Genomic DNA, 24193 nt, shown 5'->3' with positions numbered 1-24193 from the left:
CTGTCGGCTATAGTTCAGAGTGAATTTTACAAGCCGCTAATCCAGAAAACCGACGGGGTGACGAGACTTGGCCGCGTTCAGCCGATCGACCAGTACAGTGCGCAACATCGTCCGCGACGCGCATGACCGGCACATGACACCAAAACTGCGCAGTGCCCTGCGCGCACGCTGCATGGAGCTGCTCGGGCTTGTCCTGCTGATCTTCGCCGTGGCAGTCGGGATCGCCCTGTGGAGCTTCAATCCGCACGATCCGTCCTTCAACACCTCGACCGGAACACAGCCGACAAACCTGCTGGGCCGCACGGGTGCGACCATTTCGGACGGGCTGATCCAGTGGCTCGGCCTCGGCAGCGGCATGCCGATCGTCATCCTTCTGGCCTGGGCCTGGCGCATGGTCCGTCATCACGGCATGAGCCTGCCGATCCTGCGGATCGTGGCCGCCCTCGCCCTCCTGCCCGCCAGCGCCACGTTTATCGGCACGCTCCAGCTTCTCATTCCCGGACTGGAGGTCGCTTGGCCGACCGCCAGCGGTCTGGGCGGCGAAATGGGCGTGTCCTGCGCGCATCGCCTGCTGGACGCGGCCCATGCGGAAGCCGGAGCCGCCGGGAACGCGATTGCTGTCATTCTGGTCCTGCTGCTGATGGGGCTTCTGCTCCCGCTGGCCATGGGTCTTGAAGCCCGCGAATGGCGCGCGCTGGGCCAGACGCTCATGCTTCTGGGCCGCCAGCCATTCTCGCTCGCAAAACGCATGAACGGTCCGCAGACAACCGATCGCCCGGCTCCGGATCCGCGGATGTATGAATTCCAGCCGAGCCCCGCCGGTGGCGCTCCGGCTGCGGATGCGGCCCCCCTCTCCTTCCTGCGCCGCAGCTTCGGCAAGAGCGATCCGCGCTCGCGTCCCGCGCCCTTCGTGCCGCAGAATACCGGCTGGATGCAGCCGCCGATGGAAACGCAGGACGATCCCTACAGCCAGCCTGCTGCGGAAACGCGCGCGGTCAGCCAGACGGAAGCCGCGGCCGCCCGCGCACGCCAGACCGCCGCCCCCGAAGAAGAGGATGTCCCGTCCAACCCCTATGCCGAGCGTCTGGCCCAGATCGCCCGCCAGCGCGACACGCCGTTGCCGCCCGTGCGGCGCCAGATCGACGACGAGATGGACGAGGACCTGCCGCAGAGCAGCATCGACACGCCACCCGAGCCCGAGCCGCAGAAGCGCGGCCTGTTCGGGATGCGCCGTCCCGAACGCCCGCCCGAGCCCGCACCGGCCCGCCCTGCCCCGCCGCGCAATGCCGTGACGACCGGCTGGGAACTGCCGCCCCTCGCCTTGCTGAACCCGCCGCCGCCGCATGCCGTAACCGGTCCGTCGCAGGAGACGCTTCAGTCCAATGCGCGTCTGCTGGAAAGCGTTCTGGCCGATTATGGCGTGCAGGGCACGATCGGCGATATCCATGCCGGTCCGGTCGTCACGCTGTACGAACTGGAGCCCGCACCGGGCATCCGCTCGTCCCGCGTGATCGGACTGGCCGACGATGTGGCGCGCTCGCTTTCGGTGCTGAGCGTGCGTATCGCGACCGTGCCGGGGCGGAATGTGATCGGTATCGAAGTCCCGAACGCCAAGCGCGAGACGGTCTATTTCTCCGAACTGCTGCGCACGCCGGAATGGCTGAACGGCACCGGGCGTCTGCAGATCGCGCTCGGCAAGGATATTGCCGGCGTGCCGGTCTATACGGACCTCGCGAAAATGCCGCATCTGCTCGTCGCGGGTACGACGGGTTCGGGTAAGTCGGTCGGCGTGAACGCCATGATCCTGTCGCTGCTCTACCGGCTCAGCCCGGAAGAGTGCCGCCTGATCATGATCGATCCCAAGATCCTCGAACTCTCAATCTATGATGGCATCCCGCATCTCCTGACGCCGGTCGTGACAGAACCTGCCAAGGCCGTCAGCGCGCTGAAATGGACCGTGCAGGAAATGGACCGCCGCTATCGCCTGATGGCGCAGCTTCAGGTCCGCAACATCAACGGCTACAACGAGCGCGTAAACCAGCTTCGCGCCACGGGCGAAATGGTCACCAAGCGGGTGCAGACCGGCTTCGATCCCGAGACGGGCCGCCCGGTGTTCGACGAACAGCAGGTCGCGACGGAAAACCTGCCCTATATCGTCGTCGTCATCGATGAAATGGCCGATCTGATGATGGTCGCAGGCAAGGAAATCGAGACGGCGGTGCAGCGTCTGGCCCAAAAGGCCCGTGCGGCCGGCATTCACGTCATCATGGCGACGCAGCGGCCTTCCGTTGACGTCATCACCGGCACGATTAAAGCCAACTTCCCGACCCGTATTTCCTTCCAGGTCATCAGCAAATTCGACAGCCGCACCATCCTTCAGGAACAGGGCGCCGAGCAGCTTCTGGGCCAGGGTGACATGCTGTTCATGCAGGGCGGCGGGCGCATCACGCGTGTCCACGGCCCGTTCGTGGCGGATGACGAGGTTGAGGCCGTGGTGGCGGATCTGCGCTCCAAGGGCGACCCGATCTATAACGACGACGTGGTCTCCGGACAGGACGACGACAGTGCGGGCGGCCTGACGGCCGGGTCCGGCTCGGGCGGTGACGGGGAAGGCAGCCTGTTCGATCAGGCGGTGGACATCGTCATGCGTGAAGGCCGCGCCTCCACCAGCTTCATCCAGCGTCATCTCTCCATCGGCTATAACCGCGCGGCCAAGCTGATCGACCAGATGGAAAAGGAAGGCATCATCGGTGCGGCCAACCATGTGGGCAAACGCGAGATCCTGATCCGCCGCAAGGAAGAGCATGAAGACTGACCGGAAAGACCGGATCCGGCGCGCAAAAGCCGCGCGCAACGCACACAAACCACGGCGCCTGCCTCAACAGGCCGCCTCCCCTGCCCCGGAAGGGCCGCGCACCCCATTTCACCCCGGCATGGACATTCCCGTCCTGCTGGAAACACCCCGCTTTCTTATCTTGAGTAAACCGGCTGGGCTGGCAGTTCATCCCGGTCCCTCCACGCAGGATTCCGTTGAGACACGGCTGCTCCCGCATCCACGCGGGGGACCGTGGCTGGCGCATCGGCTGGACGCGGACACGTCCGGCTGTCTGCTGGTCGCACGGCGCAAGACGGCGCTGATCGAGGCGCAGAAGGCGTTTCAGGAGCGGCAGGTCCGCAAGCTGTACTGGGCCGTTGTGGTGGGTGATCTTCCGCAGGATAGCGGCGAGATCGACGCGCCGCTTCTGCGTCAGTCTGATGCCTCGGGCTGGCGGATAGTCGTCGATGCGAAGGGCGACGAAGCCCGCACGCGCTGGCGGGTTCTGGGGCGTGGCAAGGGTCTGTGCTGGGTGGAACTGGAACTGCTTACGGGGCGCACGCATCAGGCGCGCATCCATTGCGCGGAACTGGGCACGCCGATCCTTGGCGATCCGGTTTACGGAATGCCTGCTCCGGACGGCTCAGCCCTGCCGGGGCTGCATCTTCTGGCCCGCAGTCTGGAACTGAGCCTGCCGTCCGACACGCTCAGCGCACAGGCCCCGCCACCAGAGTTCATGGCAGCGAGCCTGCGGGCGATGGGCTTTGAAAGCAACGCTCAGTCCTGAACGAGCTTCAGGGACCCGGCCACGCTGCGGACGATGATGTGATCGCGGCCATCGCCGACCTTGCCAGTGGCTGTAATCGTCCGGACCTCTTCCGAATTTCCGGATTCTTTTTCCCAGTTCCCCATCTGCACCGTGAGGCCGAGGGACTGCTGGAGAGGGAGCGTCGTCTCTGAACGGCGCTGTTTCAGGCGGATGTCGAATGTTCCGCCGAAACCATGCGGCAGATGGATCGTCATATCGCCGCTGATCGTGCCAATATCGATCGTGCGCATCTGGGAGGCAGCGTCGAGCATCAGGGTCATGTCCCCGCTGATACTGCGGATCATGATATCCCGGCCGGCGTGATCGAGAGTGCTCTCGCCGCTCATGGTGCGGATGGAGACGGCGCCGTCCGCGTGATCCAGCGTGACGTTTCCACTCGCGCTGCGGACCTCGACGGCTCCGGCAGCGTGATCCACATCCAGCGTACCGCTGACCGTATGAACATCGAGCGGGCCGTGGGACTGCGTGACATGGATGTCGCCGCTGACGGTCCGGACGGACAGGGGGCCGTCCGATGTCCCGACGGTGACATCTCCGCTGACGGTGGAGAACTTTCCGCCTTCGGGCAGGGTGGACTGGGAAATGTCGTCCGAAATTGAGGACTGGCTCAGCGGCGCGGCACAGACCGGAAAGGCCAGTGCGGTCCCGAGGGCGAGGACGGGAAGAGAGAGCATAAAACGGTTCATGGGATGGGATCTTTCCGGCTTCAGAACTGTGCAGTAGCAACGGGGCGGTTGAGCAGCGCGGCATGAACGCCGCGCGCAATCGCCCAGGCCGTAAGGATTCCCCAGGCGAGCGTGAGCCCCCATGGCACCACCATGAACACCAGTCCGAGGCCGCCCGTGATGGCGCCCAGACCCGCGACCATGAGATGGATCATCCCGATGACCGTCAGGGCCAGAACGCCGTACCAGAACATCCGGATCTGCCAGTCCAGCTGCGCACGCTTCAAACCCGTCGCGGAGCGGCGGCCTAAATGCGCGATCATCACCCCGATCAGGGCGGTCACGCCCGTGAAGAAGCCGGCGATGTACAGGGCATAAACCAGCAGGACCAGATCGCGCCCGGTTTCGGCGTCGTCTCCGCGGCTGTAGCGGTTTGCGGGTTCATACGGGGCGTAGGATGCGTACATGAGGGAAAGCTCCTCTGAGAAAAACTCGACAGCAACCTAGATGCATGAACCGTGCCAAAACCGGATTTACCGATGTTCTGGCAAGAGCGGTCAGTCTGAAAGCCGGAAAACTGGCGAATTACGCCAGTTCGACCACGAAACCTACTCGGCCAAAGCCCGGAAGCGCTCCGGTAGTGGGCCACGTCCGGCCAGAAAGCCCCGCAGCCCCACAATGAGCGCGACCAAAAGGACGATGTTCCAGACAACGAAAATGCCGATCGGCAGCAGAAAGAGAAGCTGACCGGGGCCTGAACTTCCCGGTGGTTCCGTCATGAAGCAGGCCAGGAACAGGGCGGCTGTGCCGATGATGAAAGCCACATCGTACCAGAACAGGCGTACCAGCCAGTTCAGATGCATCCGCTCCACCCCGACGCTCGAACGACGCAGAAGATAGGCGAGAATGACACCCGCCAGCAGGCTGATTCCGGTAAAAAACCGGGCGATATAAAGCGCATAGACGAGCAGGACGCCGCCGCGGCTGATGTCACGGGAAGATGGGGAAAATTCGCTCAAGCGCGTTTCCTTGGTGAAGGTTGACATGAAAACGCCCGGCCAGAGGGGCCGGGCGCATGGTCACTCGATGGTGATGCCCGGAAAACTCTAGCGGCCCAGTTTGCGGAGTTTCACACCCTGCATGAGCCGTTTTTCGATGACGGCGAGAGACATGCCCCGGGTCTCGGGGACGAAGAGGATCGTCAGCAGCAGGAACAGCGCGTTCAGTCCGGCGAAGAGCCAGAACGTGCCCGCCGTTCCCAGCGTCTGCATGAGGGTCAGGAAGCTCACGCCGACCAGAAGATTGGTCATCCAGTTGGTGAAGGTCGAAATGGCAATCCCGAAATCACGTCCGGCCAGCGGCTGGATTTCGGAACACAGGACCCATGTCAGGGGTCCCGCCGACATGGCGAAACCAGCGCAGAAGATCATCAGCAGGAAGACAGCCGCGATCTGCGAGGACTGCGTGGTCATGCCGGTCTGGAGCAGCATGGCCAGAACGCCCATGCCGAGCGCCATGACCGTAAAGCCAGCATAGAGGATCGGCTTGCGGCCCCAGCGATCGACCAGGCCCAGCGCCACGAAGGTCGCGAGCATGTTCACCAGACCGATGATGGCCGTGCACCACATCTGCGACTGTGCATCGAAATGCGCGGCCGCGAGGATGTTGGGCGCGTAATACATGACGATGTTGATGCCTGCGAGCTGCTGCATCATCTGCAGCATCACGCCCAGCGCCACGGAACGACGGAAATTGGAGTTGGTCAGGAAGAGTTTGAAGCCTTCCTGTTTCGTCTCCAGCTGCTCGCGGATGGCGCGGATTTCCTTGGCGGCTTCCAGCGGATCATCCCGCAGGTCCAGGAGGATCTGCTTGGCTTCTTTCTGCCGTCCCTGCGCCATCAGCCAGCGCGGGCTGTAGGGCAGGAACAGGACGCCGATCAGGAACAGCACGGCCGGGATGCCGGCGACGCCGAACATCCAGCGCCAGTTGCCGCTATAGGAAAAATACGTGTCGGACAGGAACGCAATGAAAATGCCGATCGTCACCATAAGCTGATAGGTCGAGACCATCGCCCCGCGCGCGTCCTCGCTGGCGATTTCAGACAGGTAGAGCGGCGCCGTGAAGGCGGAAATACCGACCGCGATCCCCATGACCACCCGGAAGGAAATCATGGAGGCGACTGACCAGCTCATCGCACAGCCGATCGTCCCGATGACGAAAATCGCGCCACCCACGATCAGGGAATGCTTGCGGCCAAGCGCCTTGGACATCCAGCCCGCACTCAGCGCACCCGCCGCCGCACCGGCCATCATGGAGCTGACGACCCATTCCAGCGCGACGGTGGACGCGTGATATTCCTTGCCGAAAAGATCCAGTGCGCCCGCGACGACCCCGATATCAAGTCCGGACATGAGGCCCGCCAGCGCCGCGATCACGCCGATGGCGATGATCTTGAAGCGTGTTGCATCGAAAATGGATGTGCTGCTGTCATCCTGCGGCAACAGGGTCTCTGTCGTTCCGACCTGATCATTCATCTGGTAGCGCGTTCCTTTCACTCAGTCATAAAGTGACACCCCCTGTTGCCGGGATGCCATATCCGTAATCTGTAACACAAAACCCTTTACAGCGGCAGGGCACTGCGGATTTCGCCGACCGTGAAGCCGTTCCAGTTCCGCAGCATCTGGACGGATGTCGTGTCCAGAATGTCGCGGTCTGCTGCGTCCGCACACAGGGTTTCCCCGCCGAAGCGACGCAGCAGGGCGGACATCGCAACCTCCGCCGCACGATTGGCGCCGTCATCGGTCTTGATCGCCAGACCGAGGCCCAACTCCGGCAGGGAGGCGATCATCACGCCTTCCGCGCCCATCTTCACGAAAGCCCTTGTGCCGAAGCGATCCATGATTTTCGTGTCGTAGCGTCCCGTCCCGGCCACCATGAACGGATTGGCCGCCACGGCCTCACGAAGTCGTGTAGCCGCACGGAAACGCCCTTCGGACAGTCCGGTTCCCGCGCCAAATCTTGCAAAGCCTTTCGCCAGCGCTTTCAGCGGAACGGCATAGGTCGGCATGGAGCAGCCATCCATGCCGCGATTGCTGTCGTCATGCGGCGTATCCATCATTACAGCCAGCACATCCGTCACGCGGCGCTGGATCTCGTGGGACGGATCGATATAGCCGGTTGGGTCGACACCCTGATCGCAGGACAGGCACACCATGCCCGCATGTTTACCGGAGCAGTTATTGTGCAGCGGGCAGGCGTTCTGATGGGCAGCGGCCAGAGCGCGGCCCGCGGGTTCATAGGTCGGCCAGTGCGTTCCACATTCCAGGGACCCGACATCCCGGCCCACGGAAGCCAGCATCGTAGCGGCCATTTCGGCATGGGCCTGCTCGCCACCATGCGAGGCGCAGGCCAGAGCCAGCGCGTCACTGCTCAGGCCAAGCCGGTCGGCCGCGCCACTTTCCACCAGTTCGATCGCCAGCAGGGATTTGACGGTTGAGCGCGGGAAGACAGCGGCATCCACGTCACCGCAGGACCAGACCACGCCACCATCGGCATCCACGACGACGGCCCGGCCCAGATGGTGGGATTCCACACGTCCACCGCGCGTGACCTCGGCCAGAAGGCCCGACTGTGCTGCCATAATGAATTTCTCTCCCTGCCTCTCATGGTGTCTGTGATGACGTTTGTGGTCCGAGCACATAGCACGGACGGCCGTCCTGGCGATCCTCTGTCAGCCAGGGCTGGATCAGGCGGCGACGCACCCGCACCACGCCCATCTCGCCTGCGGCAGAAACATCCGCGAGGTCTTCCGCCAGATTGACGGCCGTGCGGAACATGAGGCCGTCCGCCAGCGGCAGGCCATCCCGCACGAGGCTCCGGGCAGTTCCGGCATCCGTCAGGTGATACACGAATGCCTCTCCCGCAGGGGGGCGGAAACCGGCGGGATCCAGAAAACAGGCTTCAACATCCGCAGCGGCCAGATGCGTGAGCGGTGGGCTCCAGTCCAGAAGGTCCGGCTGCTCCGTCACAGGCGCGGGAACGGGGAGTGGCGCACTGGAAGACCGGGGGCGGCGAGACTTCGGCAGCTTTTCAAACAGGGACGCCGGGGGCGGGGAACGGCGGCCCATGATGTCTCAGCCCGCTGCGGTTTTGGGACGCCGCACCGGTGTAACGCCGGCTTTCTGGCAGGCCGCGCACAGGCCCTCGATTTCAACGGTGGCGGCTTCGGCACGGAATCCCATGCTTTGCGCCGCGCGGGTCAGGACCGGGGCAATGGCGTCCTGTTCCAGTTCCCAGGCCCGGTCGCAGCCGCGGCAGATCAGAAACTGCGCACGGTGCATCCCGCCTTCGTCATGGTGATTGCAGCCATGCGGACATTCCACGGCGTGCGAACAACCGACAAAGGCGCTCAGCCGCTCCAGACGGTGGATCAGGCTGTTCTCCAGCAGGAACTCCAGCGCGCGGTAAACCGTGGGCGGCGCGGCTTTCGGATGGGCGGGGCGCAGCCTGGCCAGAAGGTCATAGGCGCCGGAGGGCTTCTCGCTCGACAGAATCAGACCCAGTACCAGTCGGCGGGTTTCCGTCAGGCGTTGTCCGTTGCGCTGGCACCATTCGGCCGTGCGATCGAGGCGTTCCGTGACCTCGGGCGAAAAGGTGAGCGTGTCAGCAATGGCAGAAGAATCCGGCATGAGGGTCAATATGGCATTCCCGTCGCGCTTTGCCGAGAGACCCCGCCACAAACAGCTCTCAGGTCGCGAACTGCCGCACCAGATCGCGGATCACGACCGGATCGGTTTCCAGCATGACCTGACGGCGCAGCTGGTCGCAGTCTTCGAGCGTAAGGGTGCGGATCAGCCTCTTCACGCGTGGCAGAGACGCGGAGTTCATGGAAAAGGACCGCAGACCCAGGCCAATCAGCAGCGCCACCACCCGGGGATCGGACGCCATTTCGCCACAGACCGAAATCGGACGCCGCGCCCGCAGTGCCGAATCCGCAGATGCTGCAATCAGGCGCAGCACGCCGGGATGCAGCGGGCTGTAGCGGTCCGCCACCATGGAATCTGCACGGTCCACCGCGAGCGTGTACATCGTCAGGTCGTTGGTGCCGAGCGCCATGAAATCGGCGTGTCGGGCCAGCGTGTCCACCGTGAGCGCCGCCGCCGGGGTCTCGACCATGATCCCCAGCGGAGGCAGCGGATCGGGAAGCTTGTGTCCCTTGCGCTTGAGGCGGCGCACGACGCGATCGTAAATCTCGCGGGCGTCCACGATTTCGTCCGATGATGTGACCATCGGCAGCAGGATCCGCACCCGACCGGGGGGAACGCCCTCCGCAGGCTCAGCGGCGCGCAGGATGGCCGCGAACTGCGTTTCCAGGACCTCCGGCACCCGGAGCAGGAGCCGCACGCCCCGCAGACCCAGCGCGGGATTGTCTCCGTCCGCGACCTGCTCCGCCAGCCCCAGTCTGCGCATGCAGGCACGGCCTTTTTCTCCGCCCCAGTCCAGCACGCGGATCGTCACGGGCCGTCCATCCATGGCCTGAACGATGGCGCGATAGGCCTCCGTCTGGCCGTCTTCGTCCGGCAGGTCCTCGCGTTCACCGAACAGAAATTCGCTGCGCAGCAGGCCAATGCCCTTTGCGCCATTGCGCATCAGCATCGGCATTTCCGCCGGAAGTTCCAGATTGGCCGAAAGCTCGATGTCCTCGCCGCTCTGAAGCTGGGCAGGCAGACGCTTAAGGCGCCCGAAAGCCCGCTTTTCCTTGACTTCACGCTGTGCGGATTCCGCCGCCAGACGCAGTTCGGTCTCGTTGGGGGAAAGCGTGACGGTGCCGAGATGCCCGTCCACGACCAGCATCTCGCCTTCCTGCACCTGCGCCATGAGGTTCGGCACGGCGAGGATGGCGGGAATGTCGAGCGCACGCAGCAGGATCGCCGTGTGATCCGCACCGCCGCCGCCCTGTGTCACGACGGCCGCGATCCGGGCCGGGTCGATCATCGCGACATCCGCCGGGCGAAGCTGCTCGGCGACCAGAACGGACCCCGGAGGCAGGCTGGAAAATGCGCGATAGGAAATGCCGGTCAGGTTCCGCACAAGACGGCGGCCGATTTCCTCGAACTCACCCGCCAGACGCAGATTGGCATCGGCTTCCTGCGTGTTGTTCTCGCGCGCCACGGCTTCGGCCATGCGCGAGACCTGCAAGGCAAGCTCATGCGTCACTTCTGAAACCGCGGCCTCGGCGCACAGTCCGTCATCGGCAATCCGGCTGCGGACCTGACGCAGCAGCCGCGACGGGCCGAGCATCCGCTCATAGACCATCAGAAGGGAGGCGATTTCCTCGCGGCCCTCTTCCGGCAGCCCGACCAGCCGGTCCCGCATCTTTTCGATCTGATGAAGCGCCCGTGCGATCGCCTCATCCAGCCGGACGCCCTCGGCTTCCGGCCCGATCGCGCTGTAGCGCTCGGTAATGTCGGGAAGGGGAAGTTCCTCGACACGCCCTGCCGGGCCAAGCCCCATACCCGGCGTGATGGCCTTGCCCTGAAGGAAAACGCCGGAGCGCGGGCTGCGGCGGGAGGAGCGGGCGGAACGGCTGCGGGTCGGTCGCCCTGAGGCTTCAGTCACGCTCGCCAAACCCGTCCGCGATCAGGGCTGCCAGTGCATCTAGCGCTTCGGCGGCCTGCGGGCCGTGGGCGCGCAGCGTGACGTCCTGCCCTTCTCCCGCGCCCAGCATCATCAGCCCCATGATCGACAGGGCGGAGACGACATTGGTGCCATGGGCGATCGTGGTCTCGGCGTCAAAACGCTCGGCTGTGGTGACGATCTTGGCGGCGGGACGGGCATGAAGGCCCAGATGATTGACGATGGTGACGGTGCGGGGGGCAACTGTACCGGGAGAAAGGGTCGTGTCGCTCATTCAGTGAACTCAATTCAATGAACCGGCAGCGTACAGGCACGCGGCCCGCCATGGAGACAGGGGTCGGGAAGCTGTGACGCCACGGCGATATACTTCCGCCCGGCCATTGTGGCCTTTTCCACGCAGCCTGCAAGGTCCAGATCCCGCCGCGTTTTCGCCAGCTTGACCAGCATGGGCACATTCACGCCCGACACGACCTCGACATGCCCCGGCTCCCGCAGCGAGAGCGCCAGATTGGACGGCGAGCTGCCGAAAATGTCCGTCAGAAGAAGCACCCCGTCCCCGGTATCGAGGCGCTGGAGCAGACGCTCGGCGGCCGGGCGGAGCATCGCCGGATCGTCATCATCCGCCACGCCCACCACGCCGACCTGGGTCTGGGGCCCCACAACATGAACCAGCGTTTCCAGCAGGACATCCCCAAGGCGCCCGTGCGTTACCAGCATCAGTCCGATCATACCGTTGTGTCCTGTGAGGGATCCTGGGGAGGAACGGCCCAGCGCCAGGACGCCAGACCCTTGCGGGCGAGTTCGCGGTGCAGGACCATCATCGGTCCGACCGGTACGGTTTTCGGGAGAATACGGGCCAGTTCTTCCACGATCGTCACCGAGCGGTGGCGGCCGCCACTGCACCCGATGGCAATGGTCGCGTATTTCTTGCCCTCCGCCACGAAGCGGGGAAGCACAAGCTCCAGAAGGCTCTGGATATGGCCGAAAAATGCGGGATAGGCCGGGTCCGACTTCACATACTGCACCACTGCCTCATCCAGTCCGGTCATGGGCTGGAGGGCAGGATCATAATGGGGATTGCGCAGGAAACGTGCATCAAAAACCATGTCCGCCTCGCGGGGCAGACCGGACGGATAGGCAAAGGACATCAGTGCAACCGTCAGCCCTTCCCCGCCCGTGCTGCCAAAGCGCGTCTCGATCAGCTGGCGCAGTTCCGGCGATGGCAGGTCGGAGGTGTCGATGACGAGATCCGCATTGGCCCGCAGCGGGGCCAGAAGGGCGGTTTCCTGTTCAATTCCGGGAAGAATGGTGCCGCTGGTGACCAGTGGATGGCGGCGGCGCGTGGCAGTGAAGCGACGCAGAAGGATTTCGGGTTCGGCGGTGGCGTAAAGGAGCTGGACCGAGCAGTCGGGCAGAAGTCGCAGGCGTTCAAGCTCTTCCAGCACGCGGGAGGCCTCGAACCCGCGACTGCGGACGTCGATCCCGATGGCCAGATTCTGCCCGGCCCGTGAGGCGAGCGCCTGGATCAGGTTCAGGGGTGGGTTGTCCACGACCTCATGACCCAGATCTTCCAGAACCCGCAATATGGATGATTTTCCCGCCCCGGACAGACCCGTCACGATCAGGATCCGGCGGGAACCATGATCATATCCGGATATGGAGCCAGACTCGGGATGGTTCGCCGATGCCATGCGCCACACTCTAGCCGTTTTTCCCTTTGTGCGGAACTATTTCGCACCTTCACGTTTCCGCAACATTTTCGCCTGCTCCGGCCACCCATTCATAGGTGCCGCAGCAGGCCTTCAGGGCCGCCCTGATCCGCGCCACCGTTCCCGGAAAACCGGGCTCCAGACGTAGCATGACCGCTCCCGTCCACGGGTCCCGGCAGGGCTCCGGCAGACGGGGCTGCCCCTCGCCCAGACAGACCCGCAGACGCACCGTCGCATTTGTGACAAAAGATGTCCTAAGGATTCCAACCCCCCGGACCTCGATCAGCCCCGCAAGGCGTTCGGGGGCGGACGCCACGGCGCCGTCCAGCAGGACCCGGTCATCCGCCACGAGATCGAAACCCACGTCCATCAGCCGCAGAGCCAGCTCGGATTTCCCCGAGCCGGGAGGGCCGGAAATCAGCACGCCGTCTCCGTTACACGCCACGCAGCAGGCATGGACCGAGCCTTCAGGCAGAAATGACAGGACGGACATGAGGGATTGTGACCTCCATGGGAGCGGACTAAGACCTTGGGTCGGACAGGGGCATGACGGATCCCTGACATGGAGCAGGACCACGAACCCATGGGCGCATCCTCCCCTCACCAGACCGTCACCGTACATGGAGACGAAGTCACCTGCACCGATTTCAGCGGCTTCGGTCCGGACGGGGACCGTCCCGGCCGGCTTTCGGATGAATGTCAGGCAGCACTTTCCGCCATTTCCGAAGCTCTGGCCGATCATGGCCTCACCCTGGGCCACACCCGGCACGTCGCCGCCATGATTCGCGAAGGCCAGACCTTCGCCCAGTGTCAGGCTGCTCTGAACGAGGCCCTGGCGGCGGCAAAACCCGCGCTGACCCTGCGGATCGTGCAGCGTTTTCCCCTGCCCGAGCAGCGCATTGCCCTCAGCCTGACCGCCACACCGGATAAATAACAGCAAAATACGCCATTTTGTGGCGTAACGGCCCGCTTTTACGGTTTTAGGGCTTTAGGTAGCGTTTCCGAACGGATTTAAAGCGTGGAAAACAGAAACTGGCACGCTTCCTGCATTGAAGATTTCCAGACGCCACGAGCGTCGGATTCCTCTTCAGGAGCTTCATGCCATGATCCGCTTTTCTTCCCTTCTGATTTGCGCCCTGTCTGCCAGCGTCATCCTGCCGCTTCAGGCCGCTCGGGCTATCCCGACATCCGCCGGGACCACTTCGGCCAGCACCACGCCTGCCAGCACTGGCAGGGTCAGCATGACAGTTGATCTGTCCTCGCTGGATCTCACGTCCCTGAAGGACTGGAAAACGGCAACACAGCAGGTCACCCAGGCCTCCCACGCCGTCTGCCACCAGCTTCAGGAGGAAGACTGGTTGCTCGCAACCGACGTGACTGACTGCGAACAGGACGCCCTCTCCGATGCCCGGACCAGCCTGTATGACCTGCGCGACCAGCAGCGGGCCAGCCGCAGGAACGGGCATGTCTTCCTCGCCCTGTCCGCCAGGAAGTAACGGTCATGGCCCGACATCTCCTCCCGCTGCTGGTCCTGGCCCTGCCTTTTGCGGCGACGCTCGTGCCGGGCGTGATCGACGGGCTGTCCTCGGGGCCAGCCATCACCGTTCAGGCCCCGGTTCGGCTGTCAGCCTCAGGGCGCGCGGGGCAGCCGCACCACGAAGCAGGCGCCGCGGATCGCCCCGGACGTATCCATGCGGTTCTCGGCAAACAGACTGCCGCGCAGGGCGTGAATGATCTGCCGGCTGATCGCGAGGCCGAGTCCGGAATGCTGGCCGAAGTTTTCGGTCTGGGGCCGCTCTGAATAGAAACGGTCAAAAATGCTGTCGAGCTTTCCGGGAGGAATACCGGGGCCCTGATCGGTAATGGTGATTTCCACCACGCTGCCGGTCCCGGGCCCTTCCCCGGCAATGTCACGCGCGCTGGCATGCAGGGCGATGATGCCCTTTGGCGGCGAGAACGACACTGCATTGCCGATCAGATTGCGCAGGACCTGCACCAGCCGGTCTTCCACGGCCAGCGCCTTCAGCGGCGGGTCCTGATCGCGGACATCGAGCCGGAGCACGGGATCGTTTTCCCGGCGCGTCGTCTGATGCATTTCCGCCAGAATGGACAGAAGGGCCACGACCGAAACGGGTTCAGGGCGCACACGGGAGAGTTCCGCGTCGATGCGGCTGGCATCGGAAATATCCGTAATCAGGCGGTCGAGCCGTTTGACGTCGCTGTTGATGATGCCGAGCAGTCTCTCGCGCCGCTCCGCGATCTGGATGCGCGGAAGCGTCTCGATGGCCGAGCGGATGGAAGAGAGCGGATTCTTGATCTCGTGACTGACATCGGCAGCAAAGCGTTCGATGTCGTCCATCCGTGCCCACAGCGCCAGCGCACTGCCACGGAGCGAGCGGGCCAGCACGCCAATTTCGTCACGCCGGGCCAGAAGCCGCTCGGGCACGAGGTCCTTGCGGCCATCCGTCTCGCGCATGTCGTTGGACGCACGCGCCAGCGTCAGCAGAGGCCGGGCGATCGTGAGCGACAGGTACCAGGACAGCAGCACCGTCACGACGAGGGCCGCCAGAACCAGCGACAGGATCGAGGAGCGGACGGCAAAGAGCGTGCGGTCCACTTCCGGCGCATGGCGGGTGAGCTGGATTTCGCCCACCGTCACGCCATCGCGCACGACAGGCTCTACGACCGTTACGACAAGCTGATGGTCTTTGGTGCGCCGGATGAAGGGCGGCAGCTCCGCCTGGGAATGGAACGGCTGGGCATCATGCGGGCCATCCATGGCGGTGTCGTTGGTGTCGAGCGTCACTTCCTCGCTGGAGGTCAGCGGCAGAAGCGACAGCAGCCAGTCGTAGAAACTTTCGAGGACATTATGCCGTGGCGGCTGCCACGATCCTCCATCGGCAGGGTCGGGAGCGGCATGATCCTGTTTGCCACGCGAGGCGGTGCGACTGTCCACGACAAGCTTGCCGTCCGGATCGAACAGCAGGGCATGGGCGTTGGGGCTCGGCTCGGTCAGACGGGCCAACAGGGGGCGGGCCTGCGCGACGTCCAGCTCCAGATTGCCGCCGGGCGCCGGATGGCCGGGCGCATGGGCGCTGACCCGGACGGCGGACTGGCCGAGGGCTCCGGCATAGATATGGGCCTGCTCGCGCAGGGCGTTGACGTCGGTTTCCAGCAGGCCGTTCTGGAACTGGTCCAGAAACAGCAGCGTGACGGCCAGAAGCGCAAGCGGCAGGGCATTGAGCAGCAGGATCCGCACCAGAAGCGGCGAAGCCAGACGCCGGCGCGACAGAGAGATCTCCGACGCCCGGCGGGGGCGCAGACGCCTCAGGATCTTTGCGCCGACACTCCGCAGGGACTCGCCCAGCCCCGCACGGGCCGATTCGGCACGGCGCCGGTCGCGGCCCTGTTCGAGCCGGTCGACGTCGAGCGCGTGACCTGTCGGGAAGGAGGCGGAGTCATCATCCACGCGCGCTTACTCGTCCCGGTAACGGTAGCCGATGCCGTAGAGCGTCTCGATCTGGTTGAACTCATCGTCCACCTGACGGAACTTCTTGCGTACGCGCTTGATATGGCTGTCGATCGTGCGGTCATCGACATAGATGTTGTCGCCATAGGCGGCGTCGATGAGCTGATCGCGGGACTTCACCATGCCCGGACGCAAAGCGAGCGCCTTGACCAGCAGGAACTCCGTGACCGTCAGCGCAATGTCCTGACCGCCCCACAGGCACTGGTGGCGCGTCTCGTCCAAAGAGAGCTGGCCGCGCACGATGGCGGAACCGACGGCGGCAACACCCGTGGCCTCGGCCCGGCTGGCATCCTGACGGCGCAGCAGGGCGCGGATGCGTTCGATCAGCAGGCGCTGGGAGAACGGCTTGGTGATGTAGTCGTCAGCCCCCAGGCGCAGGCCCATGAGCTGGTCCAGTTCCTCGTCCTTGGACGTCAGGAAAATCACCGGCAGGTTCGAGCGAGCGCGCAGGCGCTGGAGCAGTTCCATGCCGTCCATGCGCGGCATCTTCACATCCAGAACCGCGAGGCTGACGGGGCGCGAGGTGATGCCCTGCAGCGCGCTTTCGCCATCGGTATAGGTGTGGACGGTAAATCCTTCGGCTTCGAGCGTCATCTGGACGGAGGCGAGAATGTTCCGGTCATCGTCCACCAGCGCGATGATCGGCGCGGCGGAGGCTCCGGTCGGCGTCTGCGAGGCAGAAGCGGGCGGCGCGTAGGGGGTTCGGGGCGTCTCCATGAGGGGTCCGTCTGCTAAGAACTGTTGCGGCCTTTTACCTATAACCCATGATCCATGATGGCGGAAAATAGGCTTTTCAGTGACATGATGCGTCGCTATGCGACAGCGCAACCCTTGTCTTTGAGACAATCAGCGTTATCTCCTGAAGAAGAACGGGGCCGCATGATGGCCCGTCCCATAGAAGAAGGTCGTGACATGACAGACCACAACGCCTCGCCGGAAACGGCCCACGACGTGCCTGAACAGGGCGTCGAGACCTCCGGCCACGAAACGCCGGGCATGAACGAAACCGGCGGTGAAACGCTGGAAGAGACGACTCCCGAAGCCCGGATCGAGGCTCTTGAAGCACAGGTTGCGGAACTCAAGGACCGCTGGGTCCGTTCCGAAGCCGAAAGCCAGAACATCCGCGCCCGTGCCAAGCGCGACATCGAGGATGCGCGCCAGTACGCCATCCAGAAATTCGCCCGTGACGTGGTCGAGGCTGCCGAGAACCTTCAGCGCGGCCTGGCGTCCCTGCCAGCAAAGACCGAAGGCGAGGACGTCCTCATCACCAAGCTGCGTGAGGGAATCGAAGGAACCGAGCGGTCCTTCATCAACATTCTCGAACGCCACGGCATCACCTGCGAAGACCCGACCGGCAAGCCGTTCGACGCCAACCTGCACCAGGCCATGGCAGAACAGCCGTCCGACCAGCATCCGTCGGGCCATGTCATGCAGTCCTGGACGCCCGCATGGCTGCTCAAGGGCCGTCTGCTGAAGCCGGCCATGGTTGTTGTGGCCAAGGGTGGCGCCCAAGGGAGTTCCTCGGCTGCTCCGCAGGGCGTCGACAAGACGGTCTGATCCCTCCCTCCCAAGCAGAGGGGCGAAGGACCGAAATCCCACGTCCGGGATTTCTTTGCGGAACGGCGATCGTGAATGGTTGGCGTTCCGCAACACCCTGCTAAAGTCGGCCCATGAGTCGCATTCTTGTCATAAAGCTCGGCGCCCTGGGCGATTTCGTTCAGGCCTTCGGAGCTTTCGCGTCCATCCGGGCCGCTTTTCCCCACGCCACACTGACCCTCCTGACCACCGCGCCCTTCGCGGATCTGGCCCGTGCTGCGCCTTGGTTTGATGAGGTTCTGACGGATGACCGCCCGTCGATGGGCAACCTGCCGGGACTGTGGCGGCTGTCGCGGAAACTGCGTGGCTATGACCGGGTCTTCGATCTTCAGACCTCGGGGCGCTCGAAAACCTATTTCCGTCTCGCGGGGCAGCCCGCAAACTGGTCGGGCATCTCGGGCGGCTGCTGCCATCCGCACGGCAATCCGTCGCGCAACGACATGCATACGCTGGCCCGACTGGATGACCAGCTTCATGACGCCGGTGTCACGCCCCTGCCCCGCAGTGTTCCGCGCTGGCTTCAGGGGCCTGGGCCTGAAATCACCGCGCCCTACGCCGTTCTGGTGCCGGGTGCGGCGTTCCACCGCCCGCAGAAACGCTGGCCTACATCGCGCTTTGCCGAGATCGCCAAGGCCCTCGTGGCCAAAGGCATTCGCCCGGTCATCGTGGGAACGCAGGCCGAGGCGCCGCTGGCTCAGGACATCCTGCGCCTCTGCCCCACCGCCCTCGACCTGACGGGCCGGACCACGCTTCTGGAACTGGCTGGCGTACTGGACCGGGCGGAGATCGTGATCGGGAACGACACCGGACCGATGCATCTGGCTGCCGCGATGGACACGCCCTGCATTACGCTCTTCGGCCATGACAGCGACCCGCGCCTGACGGCCCCCCTCACCCCCACGGCAGGCCGGACGGATCTGATCGTGGTGCCTGATCTGGCGATGCTGCCCTCTTCCCGGGTCGAGACCTGCATGGAGGCGATGCTCTCCCGATGACCCGGGTCCGCTGCGTTGTGATGCAGAAGAACGAGGCGACGCTGCTGGAGCCCTGGATTCTGTGGCACGCGGCGATCTTCGGTTTTTCAAACCTGACCGTCATCGATAACGGCTCGACCGATCCGGCCGTTCTGGACATCCAGACGCGGTATGAAGGCAAAGGTGTCCACATCGTCCGGGATCATGCATCTCCCACGGATTTTCTGCACAAGGGAGACGTCATTGCCGGGATCATCCGGCAGTGGGACGCGGACGATGCCTGCGATTTCGCCGTGCCACTGGATTGCGACGAGTTCCTGACGGTCTTTCTGGACCAGCTTTCGCTCGATCCGGAGGTCATCCGGCGGCAGTTCGATTATCTGGTGCAGGAAAACGCCACGTTCATTACGGACCGGCTTCTGCTGAATGTGCCGGAAGCTCCGGATTACTATCTTCCCCAGATCGTAAGGCGCGGACTGTTCCGCGCGCAGACGATCGTCAGTCTGGACCGCGGGTTTCACAACCCGCAGAGCATCTATCCCGAGCGCTATGTCCGCACGCCGTTCGTGCATCTCCATCTGCACAATCGCCCGGACTATGAAGAAATCCGCCGTTTCGCGCGGCAGAAACTGGCAGCTTCGGAAACCGGCGAGACGCTGGAGCACCCTCAGGACGGAACGCATCTTCACTTCTATTTCGAAACCGGCTCCGAGGATTTTGCCGCCGGGTATCGGCCTGTTCCGAACATCTATGCTCCCGTGATCGCACAGCGCCTGCGGGAACTGGGGATTGATCCGGATATCCTGCTTGGAACCGGCGATACCATTCCGCATCCGTCCCTCAACATTCCCTCCGGCTTTCTCGCGCATCGGGCACGGGAGGACGGGCAGCAGCAAGAATACCGGGTGTTCGATCCGGTTTTCTATGCCGCGAACAACCCGGATGTGGCGCAGGATGCCTATTACGGGATCTGGCCGCTCGTCCATTATCTCACCTGTGGATGGGATGAAGGCCGGCAGTCCGATCCCGGCAATGTCCCGCCGCTTGTGCTTCAGATGGACAAAGCGACCTGAAAACGGCCTGTCTGTCCGTCTGGGGGTTGCAGCGCGGCGGGGATTGAGGCCATTTACCGGTTCGTTTTTCGGCAGAGCACTCTGCCGTCCCCACTCGCACAGGAGCGATCTCCATGCCCGCCATCACACTCCCCGACGGAAGCGTCCGCACATTCGACGGGACGGTGACGGGCACGACGATCGCGGCCTCCATCGGGCCGGGTCTCGCCAAGGCCGCCATGGCGATGGAAGTGGACGGCAAGCCCGTCGATATCGGCACCGAAATCAGCAGCGATGCGTCCGTGAAGTTCATCACCCGCAAGGATGAGGACGCGCTGGAAATGATCCGTCATGACGCGGCGCATGTTCTGGCCGAGGCCGTGCAGTCCCTGTGGCCTGAAACGCAGGTCACGATCGGGCCGAGCATCAAGGACGGCTTCTATTACGATTTCTCCCGCGAGAAGCCGTTCACCCCGGAAGACTTCCCGGCCATCGAAGCCAAAATGCGCGAGATCGTAGCGGCCAATACGCCGTTCGTCCGCGAGGTCTGGGACCGTGACGACGCCATCCGATTCTTCGAGGAGAAGGGCGAGGACTTCAAGGCGCAGCTGATCCAGGACCTGCCCGAAGACGAGCAGATCTCCATCTACCGTCAGGGCGAATGGCTCGATCTGTGCCGTGGCCCGCATCTGCGCACCACCGGCGATGTCGGCACGGCATTCAAGCTGATGCGCGTGGCCGGGGCCTACTGGCGCGGCGACCACCGCAACCCCATGCTGACCCGCATCTACGGCACCGCATGGCGCGACAAGAAGGAGCTGGATGCCCATCTCCTGCGCCTTGAAGAAGCCGAGAAGCGCGACCATCGCCGCATCGGGCGCGAGATGGATCTTTTCCATATTCAGGAAGAAGCCGTCGGCCAGATCTTCTGGCACCGCAAGGGCTGGCGCCTGTACACGGTCCTGCAGGACTACATGCGCCGTGCGCAGGAGCGGAACGGCTACGAGGAAGTCCGCACCCCGCAGCTCGTGGACCGTGCGCTCTGGGAAGCATCGGGTCACTGGGACAAGTATCGCGAGAACATGTTCATCGCGACCGTCGAGGACGAGGACAAGACGCTTGCGCTGAAGCCGATGAACTGCCCGTGCCACGTGCAGATCTTCCGCCACGGCCTGCGCTCCTATCGTGAGCTGCCGTTGCGGATGGCTGAATTCGGCGCATGCCACCGTTACGAACCGTCGGGCGCGCTGCACGGCATCATGCGCGTTCGCGGCTTCACGCAGGACGATGCCCATATCTTCTGCACGGACGACCAGATTGCAGACGAGACCGCGAAGTTCGTGAAGATGCTGGCGGAGGTCTATTCCGACCTCGGATTTGAGAGCTTCCGGGTGAAGTTCTCGGACCGTCCGGAAACGCGTGCGGGTTCGGACGAGGTCTGGGACCGTGCGGAAGGCTCGCTCAAGAAGGCCTGCGAGATCGCAGGCGTCGAATACGAGTACAATCCGGGCGAAGGCGCGTTCTACGGCCCGAAGCTGGAATTCGTGCTGACCGATGCCATCGGCCGTGACTGGCAGTGCGGCACGCTTCAGGTGGACTATGTCCTGCCGGAGCGTCTGGATGCGTCCTATATCGGCGAGGACAGCAACCGTCATCGCCCGGTCATGCTGCATCGCGCGATTCTCGGCAGCTTCGAGCGCTTCATCGGTATCCTGATCGAGCAGTATGCTGGCAAGTTCCCGCTCTGGCTGGCACCGACGCAGGTTGTCGTGGCGTCCATCGTCTCCGACGCCGCCGACTACGCCAATGAAGTCGCGGCTACGCTCAAGGCCGCGGGACTCCAGGTCGAGACCGACACCCGCAGCGACAAGATCAACGCCAAGATCCGCGAACACAGCCTTGCACGCGTTCCGGTCATCCTGGTCGTGGGTCGCCGCGAAGCCGAAGAGCGCAAGGTCGCCATGCGGCGTCTGGGCGGCGCGGCACAGGAGATCCTGTCGCTCGACGACGCCGTTGCAGCGCTGGCGAAAGAGGCTCAGGCCCCCGACATCGCGCGCTTTGCAAAGGATTGAACGTAATCCCCTTGCACCGGGCGTAAGGCAGGACTATGTGCAGAAGGAACGGGATCGGAAATGGCCGTATCCCGCCTTTCTTCGTGAAGGCGGATGCTGCTGACCGGGCCCGAGAGAAACTGATGACAGGAGCTGACCATAGCTAGACCGCCGATGCAGGCCGCGCCCACCCGTGAAGGACCGCGCGTCAACGAGGAAATCCGTGTTCCGCAGGTTCGTCTGATTGACGAAGAAGGCGAAATGCAGGGCGTTATGACGACCCGGGATGCCCTGATGCGCGCTTTTTCGGTGGGTCTCGACCTTCTGGAAATCAGCCCGACCGCTGTTCCTCCTGTCGTGAAGATTCTCGACTACGGCAAGTTCAAGTATGAGCAGCAGAAGAAGAAGAACGAAGCCCGCAAGAAGCAGAAGGTCATTGAGATCAAGGAAGTGAAGGTTCGTCCCGGTACGGGCGAGCATGACTTCCAGACGAAGCTCAAGGCCATTCACAGCTTTCTTGACGAGGGCGACAAGGTCAAGATTTCCCTGCGCTTCAAGGGCCGCGAAATGGCCCATCAGGAGCTCGGCATCAAGATGCTTGAGCGTATCCGCCAGGAAGTCGAGGAAAAGGCGAAGGTGGAGCAGATGCCCCGCCTTGAAAACCGCCAGATGCTGATGGTGATCGCACCCCGCTAAGGGGCGCTTTCAGCCCGCACATAAAAAAAACCGGCCGCCCTTTCGGGATCGGCCGGTTTTTTTATGGCCTGTCCGTCAGGCGGCCTCGGCTTCAAGATTCGTCCGATAGAGCGCAACGAACTGCCGCAGCATTCCTGCGATCTCAGCGACCGGGGTTTCCCAGTCCCCCGAGCGGGGCTGGCGGAAAATCCGCATGCTCGGATACCAGGGCGTCGTCGTAGCGGTTTCGCCCCAGCGCCAGCACGCATCGCTGCGTGAGATCATCCAGACTGGCAGGCCGAGTCCACCAGCCAGATGGACGATGGACGTGTCCACGCTGATCAGCAGGTCTATCCCGTAAAGCCGGGCTGCCGTATCGGCGAAATCGGTAATCCCGTCCGTCATGTCGGTCACGGGCAGGCCCGTTTCGGCAATCTGGTTTTTGGGCATGCCCAACTGGAAACTGACGAAACGGATGCCGTCCACTTCCATCAGGGGCGCGAGTTTCTCCAGAGGCACGCTCCGCCGGCGATCAACCTGTGTGGCGACAGGATCATGCGACCGTGGATCGCCGTTCCAGACGAGCCCCACAATCAGATCGGGCCGCTCCGTGTCTTCTGTCAGGCTCTGACGAAGCGCGCCCCCTTCCCTGACCTGCTCTTCGACGGGAACGGACAGGTACGGACAGCCGGGCGCTGTGGACGGCGTCATCTTCAGACGGAATGGCAGGCCGACCATCGGGCAGTGCAGGTCCAGATGCAGCGCGGGGTCGAGCACCGAGACGATCTGATCGATCCCTTCCACCCGTTCCAGAAGCCTGACCAGTGGGATGGGAACCTGCACCACGACCGTGGCGCCGCGCGCCTTGAGGAGGGGCACGAAGCGGATGAACTGGAGTGTGTCGCCATAGCCCTGTTCGTGATGGACCAGGATGGTCTTGCCGCTCAGGTCTTCGCCTTCCCACTGCGGGACAGTAAGGTCTGTGCGCGGGGTCTGGCAGCAGCGCCAGCGCCATTCATATTCCCGCCATCCGGCATCGAAATTGCCGGTTTTCAGAAGACTGACAGCGCGTCCGAAACGACAGACGCCATTTTCGGGGGCAAGCGCGATGGCCGTGTCATAATACGGCAGGGACTCTTCGCTTCGGCCAAGGCACTGCAGGGCGTGAGCAATATTGTTGATGGCCGGGACATGGTCGGGGAAAAGGGCGTCGCCGGTTACGGCGTTCTCAAGGGCCTCCTCAAAAAGACCTTTGCGGGCCTGAACCAGACTGAGATCGATGTAATAGGGGGCCTCGGACGGCTTCTGCTGGATCGCGACTTTCAGCGCCCTCTCCGCACCATCCAGATCGCCGGCCTCCAGACAGACGATGCCCAGACGATGCCAGATTCTCGGGGCGTGCACGTTCATGTGCAGGCTCTGGAGATAGAAGCTCCGCGCCTGCGGCCAGTCCCGGAAGCGTTCATAAAGACATCCTGCCAGAAACGTGGAATGGGGATCCTGAGGGAGGGTCTGGATGCCTTCATGCAGCTTTTCGAGCGCAGACGGGATGTCACCTGCCTCACCAAGAGCGAGAATGTCCTGCGCCAGCAAACGGAAAGAGTTGGGCATGAAGGCTCCTTTTTTTCCCGTCGTAGCGGACGCCTCCTAAGAAACCCTTAA

24 protein-coding genes are annotated in these 24193 nt (G+C 63.6%); 9 read left to right on the top strand and 15 right to left on the bottom strand.

From position 1 onward, the window contains the following. The first annotated feature begins 97 nt into the window (after positions 1–97). On the top strand, positions 98–2815 hold the full coding sequence (locus HKD31_RS00715) for a DNA translocase FtsK (RefSeq protein WP_194264115.1): 2718 nt from the start codon (positions 98–100) through the stop codon (positions 2813–2815). Continuing rightward, positions 2805–3602, top strand: coding sequence for an RluA family pseudouridine synthase (locus HKD31_RS00710; RefSeq protein WP_194263970.1), 798 nt, complete (start codon positions 2805–2807; stop codon positions 3600–3602). The genes HKD31_RS00715 and HKD31_RS00710 overlap by 11 nt, the downstream gene beginning before the upstream one ends. On the opposite strand, the gene HKD31_RS00705 is transcribed toward HKD31_RS00710, so the two are convergent. The 12 genes from HKD31_RS00705 to HKD31_RS00650 all read right to left on the bottom strand — a co-directional run bounded on the left by HKD31_RS00705 (position 3593) and on the right by HKD31_RS00650 (position 13147). After that, a complete protein-coding gene (locus HKD31_RS00705) occupies positions 3593–4330 on the bottom strand; it encodes a DUF4097 family beta strand repeat-containing protein (RefSeq protein WP_194263971.1) in 738 nt (245 codons plus the stop codon). The two genes, HKD31_RS00710 and HKD31_RS00705, sit on opposite strands and share 10 nt — an antisense overlap. Before the next feature lie 20 nt (positions 4331–4350). After that, entirely contained in the window at positions 4351–4776 is a 426-nt protein-coding gene (locus HKD31_RS00700) for a hypothetical protein (protein ID WP_194263972.1), read from the bottom strand. 141 nt (positions 4777–4917) lie between these two features. Continuing rightward, the gene (locus tag HKD31_RS00695; RefSeq protein ID WP_194263973.1) at positions 4918–5328 is read right to left on the bottom strand and encodes a hypothetical protein; all 411 of its coding nucleotides are present in this window, start codon (positions 5326–5328) and stop codon (positions 4918–4920) included. 87 nt (positions 5329–5415) lie between these two features. Further along, complete coding sequence (locus tag HKD31_RS00690) at positions 5416–6843, bottom strand: sugar porter family MFS transporter (protein WP_228120099.1); 1428 nt, start codon at positions 6841–6843, stop codon at positions 5416–5418. Positions 6844–6929: 86 nt separating this feature from the next. Beyond that, positions 6930–7949, bottom strand: a complete 1020-nt coding sequence (locus HKD31_RS00685; protein ID WP_194263974.1) for an asparaginase — start codon at positions 7947–7949, stop codon at positions 6930–6932. Positions 7950–7971: 22 nt separating this feature from the next. Further along, positions 7972–8436 carry a hypothetical protein gene (locus HKD31_RS00680; RefSeq protein WP_194263975.1) on the bottom strand — a complete coding sequence of 155 codons (465 nt, stop codon included), beginning with the start codon at positions 8434–8436 and terminating at the stop codon, positions 7972–7974. Positions 8437–8442: 6 nt separating this feature from the next. Continuing rightward, positions 8443–8997 carry a Fur family transcriptional regulator gene (locus HKD31_RS00675; RefSeq protein WP_024716671.1) on the bottom strand — a complete coding sequence of 185 codons (555 nt, stop codon included), beginning with the start codon at positions 8995–8997 and terminating at the stop codon, positions 8443–8445. Positions 8998–9055: 58 nt separating this feature from the next. Beyond that, positions 9056–10927 (bottom strand): phosphoenolpyruvate--protein phosphotransferase, encoded by a 1872-nt coding sequence (ptsP, locus tag HKD31_RS00670; protein WP_194263976.1) that lies wholly within the window; start codon positions 10925–10927, stop codon positions 9056–9058. Next, positions 10920–11219 (bottom strand): HPr family phosphocarrier protein, encoded by a 300-nt coding sequence (locus tag HKD31_RS00665; RefSeq protein ID WP_011252383.1) that lies wholly within the window; start codon positions 11217–11219, stop codon positions 10920–10922. Before HKD31_RS00665 ends, ptsP begins: the two co-directional genes overlap by 8 nt. 14 nt (positions 11220–11233) lie before the next feature. Continuing rightward, positions 11234–11674: a PTS sugar transporter subunit IIA gene (locus HKD31_RS00660; RefSeq protein ID WP_024716673.1), complete on the bottom strand. Its 441-nt coding sequence runs from the start codon at positions 11672–11674 to the stop codon at positions 11234–11236. Continuing rightward, entirely contained in the window at positions 11671–12636 is a 966-nt protein-coding gene (gene rapZ / locus HKD31_RS00655; RefSeq protein ID WP_041111387.1) for an RNase adapter RapZ, read from the bottom strand. The genes HKD31_RS00660 and rapZ overlap by 4 nt, the downstream gene beginning before the upstream one ends. 49 nt (positions 12637–12685) lie before the next feature. After that, positions 12686–13147 (bottom strand): HPr kinase/phosphorylase, encoded by a 462-nt coding sequence (locus HKD31_RS00650; protein WP_194263977.1) that lies wholly within the window; start codon positions 13145–13147, stop codon positions 12686–12688. Between the two features lie 69 nt (positions 13148–13216). On the opposite strand from HKD31_RS00650, the gene HKD31_RS00645 reads away from it, so the two are divergent. Together HKD31_RS00645 and HKD31_RS00640 are read left to right on the top strand one after the other, a co-directional pair. Beyond that, positions 13217–13588, top strand: a complete 372-nt coding sequence (locus HKD31_RS00645) for an endoribonuclease L-PSP (protein ID WP_228120097.1) — start codon at positions 13217–13219, stop codon at positions 13586–13588. Positions 13589–13757: 169 nt separating this feature from the next. Continuing rightward, positions 13758–14150, top strand: coding sequence for a UrcA family protein (locus tag HKD31_RS00640; RefSeq protein ID WP_194263978.1), 393 nt, complete (start codon positions 13758–13760; stop codon positions 14148–14150). A 134-nt stretch (positions 14151–14284) separates the two neighbouring features. On the opposite strand, the gene HKD31_RS00635 is transcribed toward HKD31_RS00640, so the two are convergent. Then, complete coding sequence (locus HKD31_RS00635; RefSeq protein WP_370543885.1) at positions 14285–15988, bottom strand: stimulus-sensing domain-containing protein; 1704 nt, start codon at positions 15986–15988, stop codon at positions 14285–14287. Between the two features lie 141 nt (positions 15989–16129). Next, positions 16130–16900 (bottom strand): response regulator transcription factor, encoded by a 771-nt coding sequence (locus HKD31_RS00630; protein ID WP_011252389.1) that lies wholly within the window; start codon positions 16898–16900, stop codon positions 16130–16132. Positions 16901–17062: 162 nt separating this feature from the next. On the opposite strand from HKD31_RS00630, the gene HKD31_RS00625 reads away from it, so the two are divergent. From HKD31_RS00625 to infC, 5 genes are all read left to right on the top strand, one after another. Beyond that, positions 17063–17740 carry a nucleotide exchange factor GrpE gene (locus HKD31_RS00625; RefSeq protein WP_194263980.1) on the top strand — a complete coding sequence of 226 codons (678 nt, stop codon included), beginning with the start codon at positions 17063–17065 and terminating at the stop codon, positions 17738–17740. A 113-nt stretch (positions 17741–17853) separates the two neighbouring features. Further along, a complete protein-coding gene (locus HKD31_RS00620) occupies positions 17854–18774 on the top strand; it encodes a glycosyltransferase family 9 protein (RefSeq protein WP_194263981.1) in 921 nt (306 codons plus the stop codon). Further along, positions 18771–19826, top strand: coding sequence for a glycosyltransferase family 2 protein (locus HKD31_RS00615; RefSeq protein ID WP_194263982.1), 1056 nt, complete (start codon positions 18771–18773; stop codon positions 19824–19826). The genes HKD31_RS00620 and HKD31_RS00615 overlap by 4 nt, the downstream gene beginning before the upstream one ends. A gap of 113 nt (positions 19827–19939) precedes the next feature. Next, the gene (thrS, locus tag HKD31_RS00610; protein ID WP_194263983.1) at positions 19940–21877 is read left to right on the top strand and encodes a threonine--tRNA ligase; all 1938 of its coding nucleotides are present in this window, start codon (positions 19940–19942) and stop codon (positions 21875–21877) included. Positions 21878–22030: 153 nt separating this feature from the next. Next, positions 22031–22552, top strand: coding sequence for a translation initiation factor IF-3 (gene infC / locus HKD31_RS00605; protein WP_011252394.1), 522 nt, complete (start codon positions 22031–22033; stop codon positions 22550–22552). 75 nt (positions 22553–22627) lie between these two features. Here infC and HKD31_RS00600 read toward each other — a convergent pair whose 3' ends face one another. Beyond that, complete coding sequence (locus HKD31_RS00600) at positions 22628–24142, bottom strand: tetratricopeptide repeat protein (protein WP_194263984.1); 1515 nt, start codon at positions 24140–24142, stop codon at positions 22628–22630. Positions 24143–24193: the final 51 nt, after the last annotated feature.

The organism is Gluconobacter potus, assembly GCF_015244705.1.
In the GTDB taxonomy this organism is placed as follows: Bacteria; Pseudomonadota; Alphaproteobacteria; order Acetobacterales; family Acetobacteraceae; genus Gluconobacter; species Gluconobacter potus.
The sequence above is the reverse complement of the archived record's forward strand: the minus strand, read 5'-3'. Positions and strand labels throughout refer to the sequence as shown.